Source organism: Lysinibacillus irui (assembly GCF_028877475.1).
Lineage (GTDB): Bacteria > Bacillota > Bacilli > Bacillales_A > Planococcaceae > Lysinibacillus > Lysinibacillus irui.
The window spans coordinates 120,239-136,580 of sequence record NZ_CP113528.1 but is presented as its reverse complement, the minus strand read 5'-3'; the positions used below and the strand labels follow the sequence as shown (position 1 = coordinate 136,580).

15 protein-coding genes are annotated in these 16,342 nt (G+C 33.6%); 14 read left to right on the top strand and 1 reads right to left on the bottom strand.

Annotation, left to right across the window (positions count from 1 at the left end; translation table 11 throughout):
* Positions 1-690: 690 nt before the first annotated feature.
* The 14 genes from OU989_RS23115 to OU989_RS23050 all read left to right on the top strand — a co-directional run bounded on the left by OU989_RS23115 (position 691) and on the right by OU989_RS23050 (position 15,131).
* Positions 691-1,437 (top strand): hypothetical protein, encoded by a 747-nt coding sequence (locus OU989_RS23115; RefSeq protein ID WP_274797410.1) that lies wholly within the window; start codon positions 691-693, stop codon positions 1,435-1,437.
* A gap of 105 nt (positions 1,438-1,542) precedes the next feature.
* Positions 1,543-2,598: a hypothetical protein gene (locus tag OU989_RS23110; RefSeq protein ID WP_274797409.1), complete on the top strand. Its 1,056-nt coding sequence runs from the start codon at positions 1,543-1,545 to the stop codon at positions 2,596-2,598.
* Between the two features lie 130 nt (positions 2,599-2,728).
* On the top strand, positions 2,729-4,153 hold the full coding sequence (locus OU989_RS23105) for a hypothetical protein (protein ID WP_274797408.1): 1,425 nt from the start codon (positions 2,729-2,731) through the stop codon (positions 4,151-4,153).
* Positions 4,154-4,197: 44 nt separating this feature from the next.
* Positions 4,198-5,157: an SAF domain-containing protein gene (locus OU989_RS23100; RefSeq protein WP_274797407.1), complete on the top strand. Its 960-nt coding sequence runs from the start codon at positions 4,198-4,200 to the stop codon at positions 5,155-5,157.
* Complete coding sequence (locus OU989_RS23095) at positions 5,157-6,041, top strand: P-loop NTPase family protein (protein WP_274797406.1); 885 nt, start codon at positions 5,157-5,159, stop codon at positions 6,039-6,041. Before OU989_RS23100 ends, OU989_RS23095 begins: the two co-directional genes overlap by 1 nt.
* 7 nt (positions 6,042-6,048) lie before the next feature.
* Positions 6,049-6,855 (top strand): hypothetical protein, encoded by an 807-nt coding sequence (locus OU989_RS23090; protein WP_274797405.1) that lies wholly within the window; start codon positions 6,049-6,051, stop codon positions 6,853-6,855.
* On the top strand, positions 6,852-8,792 hold the full coding sequence (locus tag OU989_RS23085) for an ATPase, T2SS/T4P/T4SS family (protein ID WP_274797404.1): 1,941 nt from the start codon (positions 6,852-6,854) through the stop codon (positions 8,790-8,792). Before OU989_RS23090 ends, OU989_RS23085 begins: the two co-directional genes overlap by 4 nt.
* The gene (locus tag OU989_RS23080; RefSeq protein ID WP_274797403.1) at positions 8,793-10,856 is read left to right on the top strand and encodes a hypothetical protein; all 2,064 of its coding nucleotides are present in this window, start codon (positions 8,793-8,795) and stop codon (positions 10,854-10,856) included.
* A gap of 59 nt (positions 10,857-10,915) precedes the next feature.
* Positions 10,916-11,389, top strand: coding sequence for an ABC transporter permease (locus OU989_RS23075; protein ID WP_221682518.1), 474 nt, complete (start codon positions 10,916-10,918; stop codon positions 11,387-11,389).
* A 63-nt stretch (positions 11,390-11,452) separates the two neighbouring features.
* Entirely contained in the window at positions 11,453-11,827 is a 375-nt protein-coding gene (locus OU989_RS23070) for a hypothetical protein (protein WP_221682517.1), read from the top strand.
* A gap of 19 nt (positions 11,828-11,846) precedes the next feature.
* On the top strand, positions 11,847-12,404 hold the full coding sequence (locus OU989_RS23065) for a hypothetical protein (RefSeq protein WP_274797616.1): 558 nt from the start codon (positions 11,847-11,849) through the stop codon (positions 12,402-12,404).
* The gene (locus OU989_RS23060) at positions 12,401-13,387 is read left to right on the top strand and encodes a hypothetical protein (protein WP_274797615.1); all 987 of its coding nucleotides are present in this window, start codon (positions 12,401-12,403) and stop codon (positions 13,385-13,387) included. The genes OU989_RS23065 and OU989_RS23060 overlap by 4 nt, the downstream gene beginning before the upstream one ends.
* 13 nt (positions 13,388-13,400) lie before the next feature.
* A complete protein-coding gene (locus OU989_RS23055; protein ID WP_274797614.1) occupies positions 13,401-13,988 on the top strand; it encodes a hypothetical protein in 588 nt (195 codons plus the stop codon).
* Positions 13,989-14,276: 288 nt separating this feature from the next.
* Positions 14,277-15,131, top strand: coding sequence for a helix-turn-helix domain-containing protein (locus OU989_RS23050; protein ID WP_274797613.1), 855 nt, complete (start codon positions 14,277-14,279; stop codon positions 15,129-15,131).
* A 193-nt stretch (positions 15,132-15,324) separates the two neighbouring features.
* Here OU989_RS23050 and OU989_RS23045 read toward each other — a convergent pair whose 3' ends face one another.
* Entirely contained in the window at positions 15,325-16,224 is a 900-nt protein-coding gene (locus OU989_RS23045; protein ID WP_274797612.1) for an ATP-dependent DNA ligase, read from the bottom strand.
* Positions 16,225-16,342: the final 118 nt, after the last annotated feature.

The window sequence follows — 16,342 nt, the reverse complement described above, 5'->3', positions numbered from 1 at the left end:
TATACATATAATACATACGGATATTGTGTGTATAAAAACATATATATGTATATTATCGCTATATTTTATATGTATATTATACATATAAAATATAGCGATAATTTAATTCGAAAGCTATTCAGTGATTATCGTTCATTTATTCTGTTCAATTATCGATAGTATTTAGTTAGATTAATCTAAATTAATAAGTTAATGGTCTATTAATGCGATTGATTATTGATATTCTTTAGTTAAGATAACTATTAGTGATATACTAATCGTTCTATATCGATAACAATAAAATAGTATATTTGGATATATACTAGTTAATATAATCTTGATAGTTAAATTAACAAGTTTGTAATGGTTGATGCAGAGTTAATTAATTGGATATTCCGAGAAGTACTTAATGTTAATAAGATAATTAATGATAGATTAACTGTTAGTTGAATGGTCGTTATTGGGATAACGAATAAATAGATTAATGTCGTATTTTGCTTTATCGTTAAGTTATTCCGTTTGTGTGAATGGTTTAATTGGATAATTTAAAGTTAACTAACTTTGTTTAATAAGCGAGTTTCCTTAGTTCGTTAAACTATCGGAAGCATTGATTAAAATTTTATTAAAAAGCCTTTAATATCAAGCGTTTGTTGATTATCGATAGATTAATGTGGTATTTTATTTATAGAAGGAAAGAAAGGAGGGGTAGTATTGTCTGAAGAAATAACTAAATTAGCTCTTGTTAATGAAGGGGAAGAAAATGCAGCTTCAGATGTTGATTATTTGCAAACTTGGAAAATAACTGAGTTTACTGAAGTTGTAAATGAAACTTTTAAACAAAAACATAATATAGAACTAAATATTACTGTTAATACACTTAATAATTACTTTAGAGAATTAGAGAATGATGATATTCATTATTTAAATCGATTAAGTGGTGTAAAGATTTATGATCAAATGGATTTGAATATAGCGGAATACATTGCTATTAGGCGTTCCAAGAAACTCAACAATGGAATAACGTGGCAGTTACCCCAAATTTTTGATGCTATTAAGAGAGATTTACCTTGTCGTCCCAAACCTGAAGCAACTGAGTCGAGTGAAAGGGAAACGTCAGAAGACATTACAAAACAGCTTGAGGAATTTAAAGAATCATTTAAAGAAACTTTAATTGAAATTGTAAAACATGAAGTTGGTCAAAGAAATGATATTCAACAACAATTAATCGAGATGAAACAAGCTAATGAAAAGCAAGTTAGTCGAACAATGGTTGAAGTCGTTCAAAAACAAGGTGAATTCAGAGCTCAAGCACGTGCTGAATGGGATAAAAAGTCACCATCAGAAAGACTTGAAGGATTGATTTTTAAGAGAGAAAAAATAAAAGAGCGAGAACAATTTATCGACGAGTATGTCGAGAAAAAATTTATGGAATGGATAATTGAACAAACCAATAGTTGAATTCAAATTTCTTTTCCAATAAAATAGTAGTATTACTAGCGAAGCACGCAGTAATTCCTTACGGGATTACTGCGTGCTTTTTGTGTGAAAGGGGAAAATAGGGATATGACTAATGATGAACTAGAGTTAGAGGTTATAGATGAAGAACCTAATAAACAAGAAACATTCAAGGATCATTTTTATTTAGCGTATAAGCCACATGATTTCTCGATAACATGGGACTGGCAGCATTCCATTTTTGCTAGAGTCGGATTTATGCATGATGATGTCTATCATCCATTTATTAATCATATAAAGACAACTGCTCGAAAACATCAAATGCGTATATTACATCTCTCAACTGAAATTATCCAAGATCAGTATGAAGATAAGGATATCATTAACTTGTATGATTTTGAGCTATTGCCAACAGAAGAGGGGGCAACTGAATTAGAAGATATTAGAATGAAATGGGTTCAACTTTATCTAAAATTGTTATGCTATGTAAATGGAAAAGAAAGAGCACACTTTATCCCTCAAATGAAATATTATCGAACGGAAGAAGGGCCTCTTGCAGGTTATTTAAGAGCAATTGACGAAATGGCCGATTCAACTGATAAAACAACATTATTGAGACATCTGGAGAAACTTCAAATTGTAAAATGGGGTGTTAAATATAATGATGAAAAAGGAATAACGGATTTTATATATCATATTAAAGGTTCTTCATTTAAGGAACAATTAGAGTCTTTCTTTATAGGTTGTTGGGCAGTTATGAATGTGCATTATGCAAGAGATTTTAATGATGAAAATATGGATAGCTTATTAACAATGGTTCAATTTAGTAAAAACTTTATTTATCCATCAATTGATCAAACTGGAAGAGACATTATTGAGGGTGTTATTCAATTGCTAGCTGATTTAACTATGATCTCAACAGATGAAATTCTAGTAAAACAAAAACATGCTCTGTTTATTCAATCACCACAGCTGTTTCCTAATCATTATCCGCAAGTAAGTCACATGTTTTATGGGATGGAACATTCACCAGACTTTAATTTGCGTACTATGATAACTGATTTAAAGCCATTAATGGAAAATGAAGCTATATACAGAAGTAAGGTTGTATTAAATGACGGAAAAGAATTTATCAGAAAAGTATTTTTGGCTATTGCAACCTAAAAAGGGATATGCTAATATATTTCACATAAAGCAACCAATTTAATACTAAAATTTACAATGCGAAGCACGCATTATCCTTTAATAGGGGGTAATGTGTGCTTTTTTTGTTTTTTTAAAAGGAGGGATAAATTTGAATCTTATTATCGCCACTTCAAATACTGATTTTGCAAAATCACTACGTGAAAAACTGAAAGAGGTGGATTGCAATGTTCTGGACATTGTTTCATCAGTAGAAGATTTAATTTCTACAATTAGTGAATATCCAGGTAAAATCGATGGAATTCTTCTGAAAACGGATTTAGCTAAGAAAAACAATGATTATCGTCTAGAAGTATTAAGTGACGTTGTACTAAGTATTCGACAGACACCCGAATTCGAAAATGTTGTTTTCACAGTGTTATCTGACTATCCCAAAGGACACCCGTTATTGGCTGAGTTTTTAAATATGGGTATCTACAATTTCTTTGCTCGGAACGGTATAAAATTTACTGTCCAAAACTTAAAAGACTCATTTATAAAACCTATGTCTTTTTCGATAGCTTTGGAGTACGGAACTGTTAACAAGGAAATTCCGTGGCGAAGGGATCTAACAAAACCTCAAACGCTTGAAGTTAAATTTGTTAATCCAGAAGCTGAAGCGCAGAAATTAGAACAATCCACCGGTGACATAGCTATAAATGATAACTCTGATAATGGCTCTGAATCAAAGAAAAATCCAATGGACTTTTTATCTAAAATTCCAAAACCAAACATACCAAAACCTAATATTTCTTTACCTAAGATGCCCGTGCATGAGAAGGATACTACAAACGAATCGATAGATGATGAGTGGATATTTGAGAAGAATGAAAATTCTTTCACAAATAAGATGCCTGTAGTTGGTACGGTCCTGATTGGAGTTGCTGCAGTTCAGAAGCATTTAGGTGCAACAAATACAGCAATCAACATAGCAAAGTTTCTAAGTAAAGCAGGGCATAATGTTGCTTTGGTTGAGGCTAATAAAAATATGGATTTTGATAGGATTCATTCGTTAATTGAGGGTGAAACCATAACTCTAAGTGAAAAGGAGTTTAACTTTCAAGGTATCACCCATATCAAATATAGGGATGATATGGATCTTAGTGGTGTTTATACCAAATTCCAATTTGTAGTTTTAGATATTGGAGATATCCGCAACTCACAATTTAAAGCCGAGTTCAACCGCTCCCATATTAAATGTGTTGTAGCTACGGCAGATGAGTGGAAATACCACTGGATAGAAGAGTTTTTACTTAATGTTGATTCGACAGAGGATCTTGTCTTTTTGGTGCCAAGTAGCGATTTTAAATCCGCAAATGATCTTGAGTCGAGGCTGAAAAAGCACCTTGTATATCCACTAGAGAAACACTCGAATCCTTATGAAGTACCAGAGGAGTCAGGTGAAGTGTTTAAGCAACTTTTAAAACTCTATCTTAAAAATCATGAACTACGGCTCAAGGGTAAACATCTATTGTTGACAGCGTTATTGGGCGCATTAATTTCTGCTATAGGTTTTACATTCTTTATTTTTAAATAATAAAAAAGGTGGTGAATCCTGTTCGTTAATCGAATAGGGGGAATTTGGGAATTCGACTAAAGACAAAGAAATTAATACTAGTTGGCACAGCTGGATTTATGTTGGCAACAGGCATTTATAGTGGCGGTGTTTATTATTGGCACACAAAAGTCCAAGAGAATGAATTGAAGTTAATTGATAAATATGAGAAGCAGATTGAAATCTTAGAAACAACTGCAGCTCAGAACTTCACAGCTTATGCACTGAAAAATGATGTCAAGAAGGGGGATGTAATTACACCCGAAATGCTGACGTCAGTTTCTGTACCTGAAGCAGCAAGTGCAGTTGATATTGTAAGACCAAGTGATTTAAAAAAGGATGACAAGTTTGTTCTGTATGCAAAAACTGATATGAAATCAAGGGCTGTACTTGTTAAGTCAATGGTATACAACACAGTAAATATCACGAATGACATTCGTGAAGCTGAATACAGTTTCATCGAACTTCCATCAAATATCTCTACAGATAGTTATGTTGATATTCGTATCAAATTCCCAACCGGGGATGATTATGTAGTTCTAACCAAAAAACATATCAAAAAGCTATCTGGTATAACTGTATGGTTTGATATTGGTGAATCCGAATTGTTAACGATTAGTTCAGCCATTGTTGATGCATATTTAGAGGGTGCCAAAATCTATGCAATTCCATATGTAGATGAGCACATGCAAGAAAAATCAACAATGACATATCCAATTAAGCCGAATGTACAAGAATTAATTAAAGAGTCGCCAAACGTTGTAAATCTTTATGAAATGGAACTAGAGAAATTAAATCGTGGCCGTCTTGATAACAATCTTCGTGAGTTAAGTGAAGAACAAAGATCGAAAATTCAAGATGGTGATCAACAAGTACAATCCAAAGTCTCAGATGAAAATGCTAAAGCAGCTGAAGAAGAGCGATTAAATGCTATGAATGAACAAGCTCAACAACAGCAAGCTTTGATAGGAGGCGAAAGTGAGTAATGAAACTAGTTCAACTACTGGGTTCAAGAAGTAAAGCAGATTTTGCTATTTATCTCGGACATACTATTGCTGGCTTAGGAGAACGAGTATTAATCGTTGATTCTACAAATAACCTCGAATATCAACATTCATATATTCATTTGGAAGGAAATGAAGAATTGTATGAATTTCAAGATGTGGATCTTCTTATTAATACAAAATCATTGCAAGATTTAATGACAAAACTTAACAACGCAAATGAAACGTTGGAAAACTATGATGTCATTATTGTGGATGCAAATGACAGTAGCACTATCCTTAACGATTGGCCAAAATTTCATGAGGTCCTTTATGTAAGTGATAATACTCGTTTTACTATTACCCAAGATATCGACATCCTAAATGATTATGTAGATTCAACTGGCAATACAGTACTTAAACGTGTACATTTCGAATCAGCTCATAAAATACCAAATGATTATTTAGATTTATTAATTAACAACAGGTTGGAATTCAAGCTAATCGATGATCCTTTAGAATACGACGATTTAGAACACAAATTACGTAATTTTATGCAACATGAGGGTCTTATTCCTTATAACAAACTACCAAAGGATTATAGGAGACTATTAAAATCCATTGTGACTGAAATGTTTGATTTAGGGATAAAAGATTTCGAAGCAAATACTCGGAGAGGTCCATTCAATTTCTTATTTGGCCGCTTCAAATCAAAGAATAAGACTAATAACGAAAGCAATTTGAGTAATCATGAGGAAGATATAAAACCTGATGAGCAGGCAACTTTATTAGTTCTAAACAAAACAAATCAAAGTACAACAGATTCAAATAAACCTGATGATAAGATGACTAGCAATAAAAAGACAAAAGAAGTAGTAGGAGGGTGATCATCATATGGGCAAGACAATAGTAAGCTGGTCACCAGTACATGGCCAAGCAGCCACTACATCAAATGTTGCTGCATTAGCTGCACACTTTGCGTTAATTTACAATCATCAATCATTGATTACACATACACAGTTAACCTATTCTTCCTTAGAATCTTTATTCAAAAAAGAGATGACAGAATCAAGAGGGTTTGACAGTGGAATTGAGGCATTAGAACGACTTGCACATAGTAGTTTACTAAAGCCGGATGCAGTAAGGGATTATACTGAAACAGTTTATAAAAATCGATTGGACTTACTTGGTGGTACTCAAAATCAATCATTAGAGACGCCACATCTTTTAGAAATACTGTTAAAGGTTGCTGAAAGTGCCTATGACATCGTATGGATTGACGCACATTCGGGAACACGTAGTTCTACTTCAAAAAGGTTATTAAAGAAAGCAGATTTAGTAATGGTAAATTTGCCTCAAAACCGTTTTGTATTAGATCAGTTCTTTTCTGGAGAAGGATTCCCGGAAGAATTAAAGGACAAAGAATTTATTGTTTTAATAAGCCAGTATGATCAGAATGTCAAACCAGGGATTCAAAAAATAAAAAGTAAGTATGGTAAGAATCATCCAGTGTTTGCGATAAATTACTCCAGCAAATTTAAAGATTCCGCAAACAAATTTGAGTTCACAGAGCTTTTTTACAGGGTAGTCCACTCAAGTAAAGGGTCCGACATGCAAGACCTTATTAATTCGTTAGAAACAGTAAATAAGTACATCTTGAAAAAACTTGATTTGGAAGAATTAGAGGAGGAAGATGAATGACTTATTCACTAAATCTTCTTATCATTATCGGAATCCTTTCATTAATACTCTTTCTAATACTAATGAAGCTAGCTCAAGCTAAAAAAGAAAGTAAAAGCTTAGAGTTAAAAAAAAGCGACATCAATAAAGAAGAGTATACCGTTGCTGCACTACAAGATTACATAAGTGAGGTAATGATAGCTAATACAACAGGTAATCTTTATGAAGAGGGTCTGACTGAAGAATCTTTTAATCGGAAGAAAAGACGAAGAAATGAACTAAAAGAGGCACTCAAAACCTGTAATACTGGTAATCTTGCAGCAAAAAAACTAGTACGTGCTTATATTTATGATTCGCTTAAAAAAGACAAGAAAATTAATGAAACAACAATCAATTATGCAATTCCTTTTAATGTTCCCTCAAAAATGACGGCACGCGATAAATTTGATACAGCATTATATGTAGCATTCAAAACGAAGAAATATAACGCATTAGGATGGCTAATTGAAACATTTAAATTAGATGAACCTAAAGAAGATGGTGGATTACGTGTTTTAGCAGAAGAGATTGATAACATTTATGATCAAGTGGTGCTAAATTATCCATTAAAACTATCTGATAAATTGCATGTGTTATCACAAAGAATCTACTCGCATTTTAAAGGGTTCGGAATAATTGATGAAATTCGTGACATGAATATTGATGGAACATCAGGAGGCGTTTCAGGGTTACCAGAGCGATTAACTAATCTTATGGATATTGAGGACCCTTACTATTTTGATAATGCAGATGGAACTGAGATTGATGAGGTATTTGCTGAGCATGTGATGAGCCAGAATCAAGACGAGTTTACATTCTTAAATAGTGCTTGGATCATGTACAAAGGTAAAACAATACACTTATCATTCCTTTCATTTGAACATGAAGCTGAACTTATTCGTGTAACAAATAATGTTTATAAGTATGGTTATCCTGGACAGCTATCAGAAACAAGACCAGCCATTATTAATGAAATGGCAGATGGTTCGAGGGTAACAGTAATGCGTCCAAAACTTACCGAGTCATGGGCATACTTCATTAGGAAAAAATTCAATGCAAAGAAGATTTCAGTTGGAGAGCTATTTAAACAAAAGAATAGTGAATTGCTTATTGCTACGCTCGGATTCTTAGCCAAATCGAACAGATCGTTAGCAATAACAGGCCAACAAGGTAGTGGGAAAACGACACTTATCATGGCATTGTTTGACTTTTTAAGCAAAACCTTAAATATCCGTGTACAAGAAACAAAATTCGAGCTTAATTTACGAAATCAGTATCCAAAACACAATATCTTATCATTCCAGGAGACGGAAACTTATAGTGGTCAGGATGCTTTGGATTTAGCAAAGAAGACTGATGGTGATATGACAATCTTGGGGGAAGTTGCAACTGACCCAGTAGCAGCTTGGATGGTTCAATTAGGACAAGTTGGTTCACGCTGTATATGGTTTTCTCACCACGGTAAAACCTTGACAGACTTAGTATTTTCTTTACGTAATTCTTTGCTAAAAACGGATATCTTCAGTGATGAAAAAATTGCTGAGCAACAGGTTGTGAGCGTCCTTGAGTTTAATGTTCACATGAGGCAGGACAAAGCAACAGGTGAACGATTTGCAGAAAGAATTACTGAATGTGTACCAATTACTTATCAAGATGAAAAATCTTCTTTTGAAGAATTAAACAACTCTAAAGATAAGGAATCGAAGACAGAGTTGTTAATCAACTTAATGGCTAACTTCTTCCACCAAAGAACACAAACTAAGCAATTTATTGAAAATACAATCTTGGAGTATCGGGACGGCCAGTATGTAGCTGTAAATCGCATTTCAGATGAACGAATAAAAGAAATTAAACTTGAGCTTTCTTTAGAAGAACGCGAACAGTTTGATGCATTTATTCGAGAATATTGGGGGGAGTAAATGATGAATATGCTTGCTCAATACATCATAGTGGTTGCATTAATCATTACTATCCTGTATGTAGTCAACCAATATTATAAGTATTCTCGGGCAAAGCGTAAAAGACAAGAGACTATTGGTGCTGGGAAAGGTCTACCATTCCCGCGGATATTAAATAAGTATACACAAAAGGGATACAACGTAATTTTAAGAATTCCCATTCTACGAACGGTTCTTATAAAAGTACGTAAAAAACTAGAAACTTTATCTGTTTATGACGAATATACACTTCGCCGTGAAGTCATGAAGATTATATTCTCCATAATTGCACTATTTAGTGTTGGATGTCTGTTTTTAGTCATTATCCGACCTTCTTGGTTAGTGATATTCTGGATTCTTTTAGGAATATTATTGCTTTCTGGGATTTTAATAGACTTCTTTGTTTATAGAGTCGAAAACCGATTGTTGAAACAACTCAAAAATTTCATCACAAGAGTAACTTTTAATTATCAACAAACAAAGTCGGTTGATGAAGCAGTATTTGATTCAATACAGTACGCTGGACCAGAAATGAAAGTACACGCTGAGCGTATTAATAAAATTCTGAATGCACTTCATTCAGAAAAGGAATTGGCTGCTTATGAAGAAGTTGCACCATCTCGTTATTTACGTGTTTTTGCTAGTTTAGCAGTTTTAGTTAAAGATCGAGGCGACAATTTTGATGAGGAAAAAGGAAGCTCGTTTGTTAGAGGTGTAACCTCCATTAATAAAGAGCTGAACGATGAGATATTATATCGCTCGAAATTGTCCTATGCCCTTCGTAGTATCAGTGCATTAGCGTTAATTCCTATTTTCTTAGCCTTACCAACAAAACATTGGTCTATCTCTCAATTTCCAACAACTGAATCATTTTACGGTTCACGAATAGGATTTCTAGCTGAAATAGCGGTATACGCCATAAGTGTTGCTTGTTACTTAATCGTTAGAAAAATGCGGGAAATCAATGACAATTCAACGGAATTTAAGCCAAAAAGAATTAGATGGGAAAGATGGTTATTTAAAAAGATCCCTCTTTTAGAAAAGTTTTGTAAGGCGTTATCGCCACAAGAATTTACAAAGAAATATCATGAACGCCAGCAACTTATTAAGGAGGCCAATGAAAACTTAGAAGTTAAAGAGTTAACTTTACAACAGGTTTTATCTTGTCTAGCAGTATTCATTGTCTTGGTATCAGCATTTACACTAGCTCACGTGCGTGAAGCCAACACCGTGTTAAATCAAGTTGCTACTCAATCCATATTCACATCGCAATTAACTGAAAAAGAATTGCAAGGAATAGCGGAAATGAATGAATTCGATAAAAGCGTAATTGAAGATTTGAAAGAGATGAAGAAATTGCCTACGGATGAAGAATTAAGAGAAATGATTGCTGATCAACTTAATTTAGATTCAAGAGATTTAGAGGTAACGAATGCTTATAAGCGTATCACTGGAAAGTGGATAACTATTTCAAATTCATTTCTTCAATGGTGGGAAGTGTTAATAGCTATAGTAATAGCTTTCACGAGTTATCTCATACCAGTTCAAATTCTAATAGCTAAAAGACAAGCTCGTCTGAAATTAATGGAAAGAGAAGTCTATCAATTACTTGTATTGATTTCTATATTACGTGATTTCGAAGGAATGAGTGTTTCTATTATCCTTAACTGGCTGCAACGCTTCTCATTAGTATTTAAAAAGTCGATCACTATTGCGATTGAAGAGTTTGATAGTGGTCAAGAAATGGCCCTTGTTAAACTTTCTGAGAATAACACATTTGAACCTTTTCAGCAGATAGTAGAGAGATTGAGATTGACGATTATTCGGTTATCTATTAAAGAAGCTTTCACGGACATTGAAATGGAACGTGAATTCTACTTAGAGCAACGGCGAGAAGATCAAAAGAGATCACTCGAAAAGAAAAGTCAAATAGGGGAGTTCTTAGGATTAGGACCATTAGTATGCCTAACATTCATTTACTTAATATTCCCAATTATTTACATCGGGGTAAATGAATCCAAAAATATGATAAATATGTTTACTTAGCTACTCGTGGTTTAAGCCACTAGCATATAAAAAATTAGGAAAAGAGAGGTTTTATTTCAATGTCAGAAACTACAGCAACCGCACTCAAATTCGCTGCCGGTATTATACTAGCAATCGTATTAGTTAGTATCGCCATTATGGTATTTACGCCTGCAGCAGACTCAGCCAAATCAGTAACAACAGATTTTACGGCAAACACTACAGAATTACAGGATCAAAAATACTTAGTTTATGACAATACAGTGGTTAGTGGTTCTCAAGTATTAACAGCTCTACGCCGCTTCGAGTCTCAAGCTAAAGATGAAACAATTGCACTTTACGTACAAACTGGTAAAAATGCTACTGGTCAATGGTATTACTCACGTTTTGAAACAGACAAAGTAGAAAAAGGTGGAGCAGCTTCAGACATTTCTACAACAACAAATGTTACTCACGCTGAGTACATCAACCCATCAGGTATGTTTGCTGCATCTGTACACCGTGACTCAAATGGTGTTATCCGTGCAATTAAATTTGTACAAGAAAAACAATAATCCATTTTAAATGGAAAGGAGGAAGGGGGCCAATCCGCTTCAACGGAAGCCCCCGCCTTATTTATGAACAGTACTGTAACTACAGCCATAAACTATGGTCTATCTGCTTTAATATTTGCAATGGTTTTGGCTTATGCATTGAGTCCTATAACTAACATACAAAAAGAGTTTGAAATATCTCCTGGAACAGTTGATACGGTTTATTCTGTGCAAACAAAAATCCCTGAAGAGGTTTTGTTCACTGGCGCAGAAGTTATAAGTTCAATATATAAGCTAAATCTTGATGGGATTACAGTAAAGGTGAATGGTATTACTTTTAGTACGCCTAAAGACGTAAAGGACAAGCTGTTTCATATCTCAAAGTATGTTAAATACTCTCAATCCATTACATATGACACTAAAGGAAAAGTTGCTTATATAACTTATACTTCAAAATAATGAAGAAAGGTTGATTTTAATGCCAAATGCCGTTGCTAAGATATTCGCTATCATTCTTATGGTTGTTTTGTTTTACTTTTCAACGTATCAAAACTATAAGAAGGAGGAGGATCTTGCTTATATAAATACCTCCAATGCAGTAACAAAATTTGTTGATAATGTTAGGTTAAAGGGATTTATTACACCATCTATGTATGAGGACTTTGTTAATTCACTCCATACAGGAAACCAAGTATTATTCAATATCGAAATAGAACATGAGAAAAAGCAGTATACACCTGTCTATAGTGATCCTGCAAATCCTAATAGTTTTACTGGTGAATATAAAGTTCAATACACTGGTATCTATTGGGACCAAATCAAGAAAACACTATTTGAATCGAATGTGCCATATGACAAACGAATGTATAAGTTAGAAAACGGTGACTTTTTTAATGTATATGTTGAGAACAAAACTAAATTTAAATCGACTATGCTTTTTGACTTTTTATCAGGTGGAGCGGGTACAGATGGCCCTGTAATAGCTTTCCCTTATGGAGGCATGGTACAAAACCAAGATTGGAATGATAAACAATGAAATTAGCTCATTACATAATTTTGTTCGTTATCATTTATTCATTTCCTCTTTTATTTACGGAGTATCGCTATCAATACGCTAAACAAACAATGCAAGAAAACCATAAACATGAAGTGAGTATGACCACCGCAACGCATGATGCAATAAATATTTTGAGAACAAACGTGAAAACTGAATTAGAGAATGGTTATGAATCATATAAAATCAATCCAGTAAACCCACAACCAGCGTTTGAGACCTTTATGAAATCATTATCTTTACAATACGGAGTTGAGTTAGATTATTCGATGAATAGGCTAGCCAGATACGTTCCAGTTTTCGGGATAGTTGATTATGATGGATTACTTCTAAATGTTTACAAAGAGTACAAGGATGATAGGGGAGATAAGGTTTTAGATCGTGTATGGTTGCCAAAAATTCCATTTTCGTATCTAGATAATGAAGGAAACATTATTAACTTTACTATAGATGAAGAAGTAGAAGTATATGATGTTGAATTGGGTGAGTGGTTTGAAGGTACACGTGAAGAGTTGATTAAAGATCCAGAAGTAACTATTTCATTTTTAGAAGATAAAGAGACTTTTCATAACGTCAGACGAACAACGATTGTTAATACATTACAAGAACATCTTGCCTATTATATTAACGAACATAACGTTTATACAAAAAGCTTAGATGTAACATATAAGTTTATGCTTCCTTATATTCCAAAGGAAGACTGGTATAACACTGTTGATGATATTTCAATCCTAGCTTTCTTCCAAGGGTATCCTTCTATTTTAGAGAATGTGTTTTATCAGCAATATGCGTTTGTTGGTACCCGACTTCAATTTAACGACCGTATATTAGCTGGGGATGTTAATGGCCAAAAGAAATTTTGGTTTGAATCATGCGGTTATCCTTATACTGCAAAAGAAATTTATTCTTCTAAAAAAGATGCAGCTGCAAAAGGATATAGCGAATTATCATGTCTAAATAATTAGGGAGGTAGTAATTATGGGAGTTTTACAACGGATAAGTGAGCAACCAAGAGTGCCAATCGGTAGAATTACATTTCACCTTCAAACATCTATTTATCGTAAAAAAGGTGGGGAATACGAAAAAGTACGTGAGTACCTAAAAATTGGAGAAACTAAAGATATATACGGTGTTAACGGGGATTACATTGAAATTCAAGATGGGCTCTATATTAGAAATATGGATGAACATCAATATACCATGACTTTTGGGGAGCTTATCGTGCAAGGAGCAAATGTGAAGTCCTGTTCTAAGAACGGCATTATACTTAGAAAATTGAGACCTGGTTTAATACTAAGGGTTGTATCATTAAAGTTTATTTCAAATGATGTAACAGTCTATGGTATTAATGAAAAAGAGTTTATTAGCAGCGATGAAGAGGTTCAGTATGTTATGGGGATATTCGAATTTGATGCCGATTCAACTGTATTAAAAAATGGTCAAACAATAAAATTCAAAAAAGGTGATACTGCTCCATATCAAAGAGTAGATGGCCATAATCTTTTACTATTGGATGGCACGTGGCTAGACATATCTAGATTAAATGGATCTTTTCATGGGCTTTAATGAATACAGAAGGGGGAAACTTTCGGTTTTTAACTATTCTTTCTTTGTTCGTATCAATAGGGTTTATTTATCTTGCACGACAAGAATTAGTTAAACAAAGCCAAGCTAATAATAAAAAGGTAATGCTATTGTCTTTAAGTGGTGCCTTATTTGCCCTTGGAACCGTTGTTTCTTCAATCAAACACCTTATGACTTAGTAATTAAAAATGAAAAAGAGTAACCTCATTCATACAGGGGTTACTTTTTAATTGCCATGAAAGCAGAATCACAATTTTATTGGAGGAGAATATGATTCATTCAAAAATGATTAAGAGTAACAAAGATTTAGTCGCTTTAAGAATTAACACAATCAGATCTGATTTAGGTTTATCGATAGGCGTTATGGCAGAAAAAATAGGAATATCCAAGAGTACGCTAAATTCATACATTAGGGCGTTAGCAATGCCTCCAGAAAGAATTGTATATAAAATATCTATTTTGAGTGGGAGAAGTATTGAATGGATTTATTTTGGTGATAAGAGAGATTATATTAGGCAGCTATTAGAATTCTATGGCTATAGTCAATTTTTAAGTGATTATCCAACTACTATTGATCATGTACTGGACCGCTCCCAAGAATACATGGTTTATCCTATTGAGCATAGGTACGCACACGATTTACATATAAAAGAGGTCTTTGAACAAATTTACTATCCGATTTTTGCTAGATACGTCGATGAATTAATAAATAAATATGTAGATGAAATTCACAAGTACCCGATTTATCCTGGTGATGATGAATATCAAAGATCTAAATATTCCAATTTAGTTCATAAAGTAATTAAGCAAAATACAGCTAAATATGGAGAAGAAGGAAAAATCTTATTAGTGGCAGAAACAGAATTTAAGCGATTTGTAGATCATTACACTAAAAATAAGGAGTTGGTTCCATGTGATGATGAACCGCAACCGTTTCCTTATCGTTTAAGCACTAAATTAAGGGACAAAAAGGGGACCATAGAGGTTATTGAATATTTAAGTCGTTTTTATGGAGAAGGCTTTGATACCAAAAATGAAGCGGCAGATGAAATCATTAAAGCATTTAAGGATTTAGGTTTAGAACTTGAGAAAATTTACACAAAATACTCGGATCCGACTTACTAAACAAAAGATGTTCATTTATTTTATTAAAAAGACCGAGACATGTGTCTCGGTCTAGAAAATCGTAAGAGGTGACAATTGATTACACGTGCGATTTTTTCTTGTCTGCCTTAAAGTCAGAATATTTCAAAACAATAATAACGTCAAGCAAATTTTTAAAAACATGACATAAATTAGAGTGACATCCACCCTACAACTAAGATGTTTGTTTCTCTATATTATTTTCTAAACAAAAGCCCTTAAATGAGGCTATTCTAAGTAATCCTGTTTTTGTTTTTTCCAGGTACTGCACCTTACAATTTAGTACTGGTTCAATCCAAGTAATATTGCGTTCGTTCTTAATTATTAGTTGCTTTGCAATTTGCCGAAAGGCCATCTTCTCTTCTCTAGAGAATCCAAATTCAATGTTGGCAAGTCTCTTATACTTCCCATTGCTCAAGCGGGTACCAACTAGTAGTGAAAATGGTTGTTCACTGAAGCCCAAAATAACTGTATTGGCTATTTTGAAATGTTTATATTTTAACCAATCCTTTGATCGGTGATTAATTTTGTATAAAGAATCACGTCGTTTGCCTACGATTCCTTCCATGTTCTTATCCTTTGTTAATTGGAATACGTGGGTACCATATCCTTCAACGGAAGGGGTAACGATCATACTATTTGAAGGTTTAATAATCGAAGATAACATTTCTTTTCGTTCAAATAAAGGGTACTTCATTACTGGGTTATTCGTAGCCAAAATATCAAAAGCTATAAATGTAGCTGGGTGGGTTTTAGTAGCTTGTTCTATTTTGTCCTTATTGGAAAGGCTACCTCGATAGGAAAAGTCCTCAAAAACCGAATTGCCGTTTCTTAATACAACACCTTCAGCATCGATAATAGCTGTATGTTCCTTAATGGATTGACCAACTTCTATTAACTCTGGGAACTTTGAAGTGATGTTGTTACCTTCGCGTGTAAACGCCTCAACTCTATCGCCTTCTTTATGAATAATAGTACGCCAACCATCCCATTTGATGTCGAAAATTGTGTCGGTATTATCTTTAACTTCCTTGCCAGTAGCAAGTAACATAGGTTTAATTGGAGTAAATAGCATTTTACTTTCCCCCTTAGATTCAATTATCGCATGTTTAAAAGGAGGACAGTACCATCAATATATACCAAACAAGGTATTTATGTCTTAGTATATTGTGCAATTCATTTAAAAAGACACC

Bases quoted from the DNA above. Each gene is read 5' to 3' on its own strand.
- OU989_RS23050 (WP_274797613.1), top strand. From the start codon at position 14,277: ATGATTCATTCAAAAATGATTAAGAGTAACAAAGATTTAGTCGCTTTA.
- OU989_RS23090 (WP_274797405.1), top strand. From the start codon at position 6,049: ATGGGCAAGACAATAGTAAGCTGGTCACCAGTACATGGCCAAGCAGCC.
- OU989_RS23070 (WP_221682517.1), top strand. From the start codon at position 11,453: ATGAACAGTACTGTAACTACAGCCATAAACTATGGTCTATCTGCTTTA.
- OU989_RS23060 (WP_274797615.1), top strand. From the start codon at position 12,401: ATGAAATTAGCTCATTACATAATTTTGTTCGTTATCATTTATTCATTT.
- OU989_RS23095 (WP_274797406.1), top strand. From the start codon at position 5,157: ATGAAACTAGTTCAACTACTGGGTTCAAGAAGTAAAGCAGATTTTGCT.
- OU989_RS23075 (WP_221682518.1), top strand. From the start codon at position 10,916: ATGTCAGAAACTACAGCAACCGCACTCAAATTCGCTGCCGGTATTATA.
- OU989_RS23065 (WP_274797616.1), top strand. From the start codon at position 11,847: ATGCCAAATGCCGTTGCTAAGATATTCGCTATCATTCTTATGGTTGTT.
- OU989_RS23085 (WP_274797404.1), top strand. From the start codon at position 6,852: ATGACTTATTCACTAAATCTTCTTATCATTATCGGAATCCTTTCATTA.
- OU989_RS23080 (WP_274797403.1), top strand. From the start codon at position 8,793: ATGATGAATATGCTTGCTCAATACATCATAGTGGTTGCATTAATCATT.
- OU989_RS23055 (WP_274797614.1), top strand. From the start codon at position 13,401: ATGGGAGTTTTACAACGGATAAGTGAGCAACCAAGAGTGCCAATCGGT.
- OU989_RS23045 (WP_274797612.1), bottom strand. From the start codon at position 16,224: ATGCTATTTACTCCAATTAAACCTATGTTACTTGCTACTGGCAAGGAA.
- OU989_RS23110 (WP_274797409.1), top strand. From the start codon at position 1,543: ATGACTAATGATGAACTAGAGTTAGAGGTTATAGATGAAGAACCTAAT.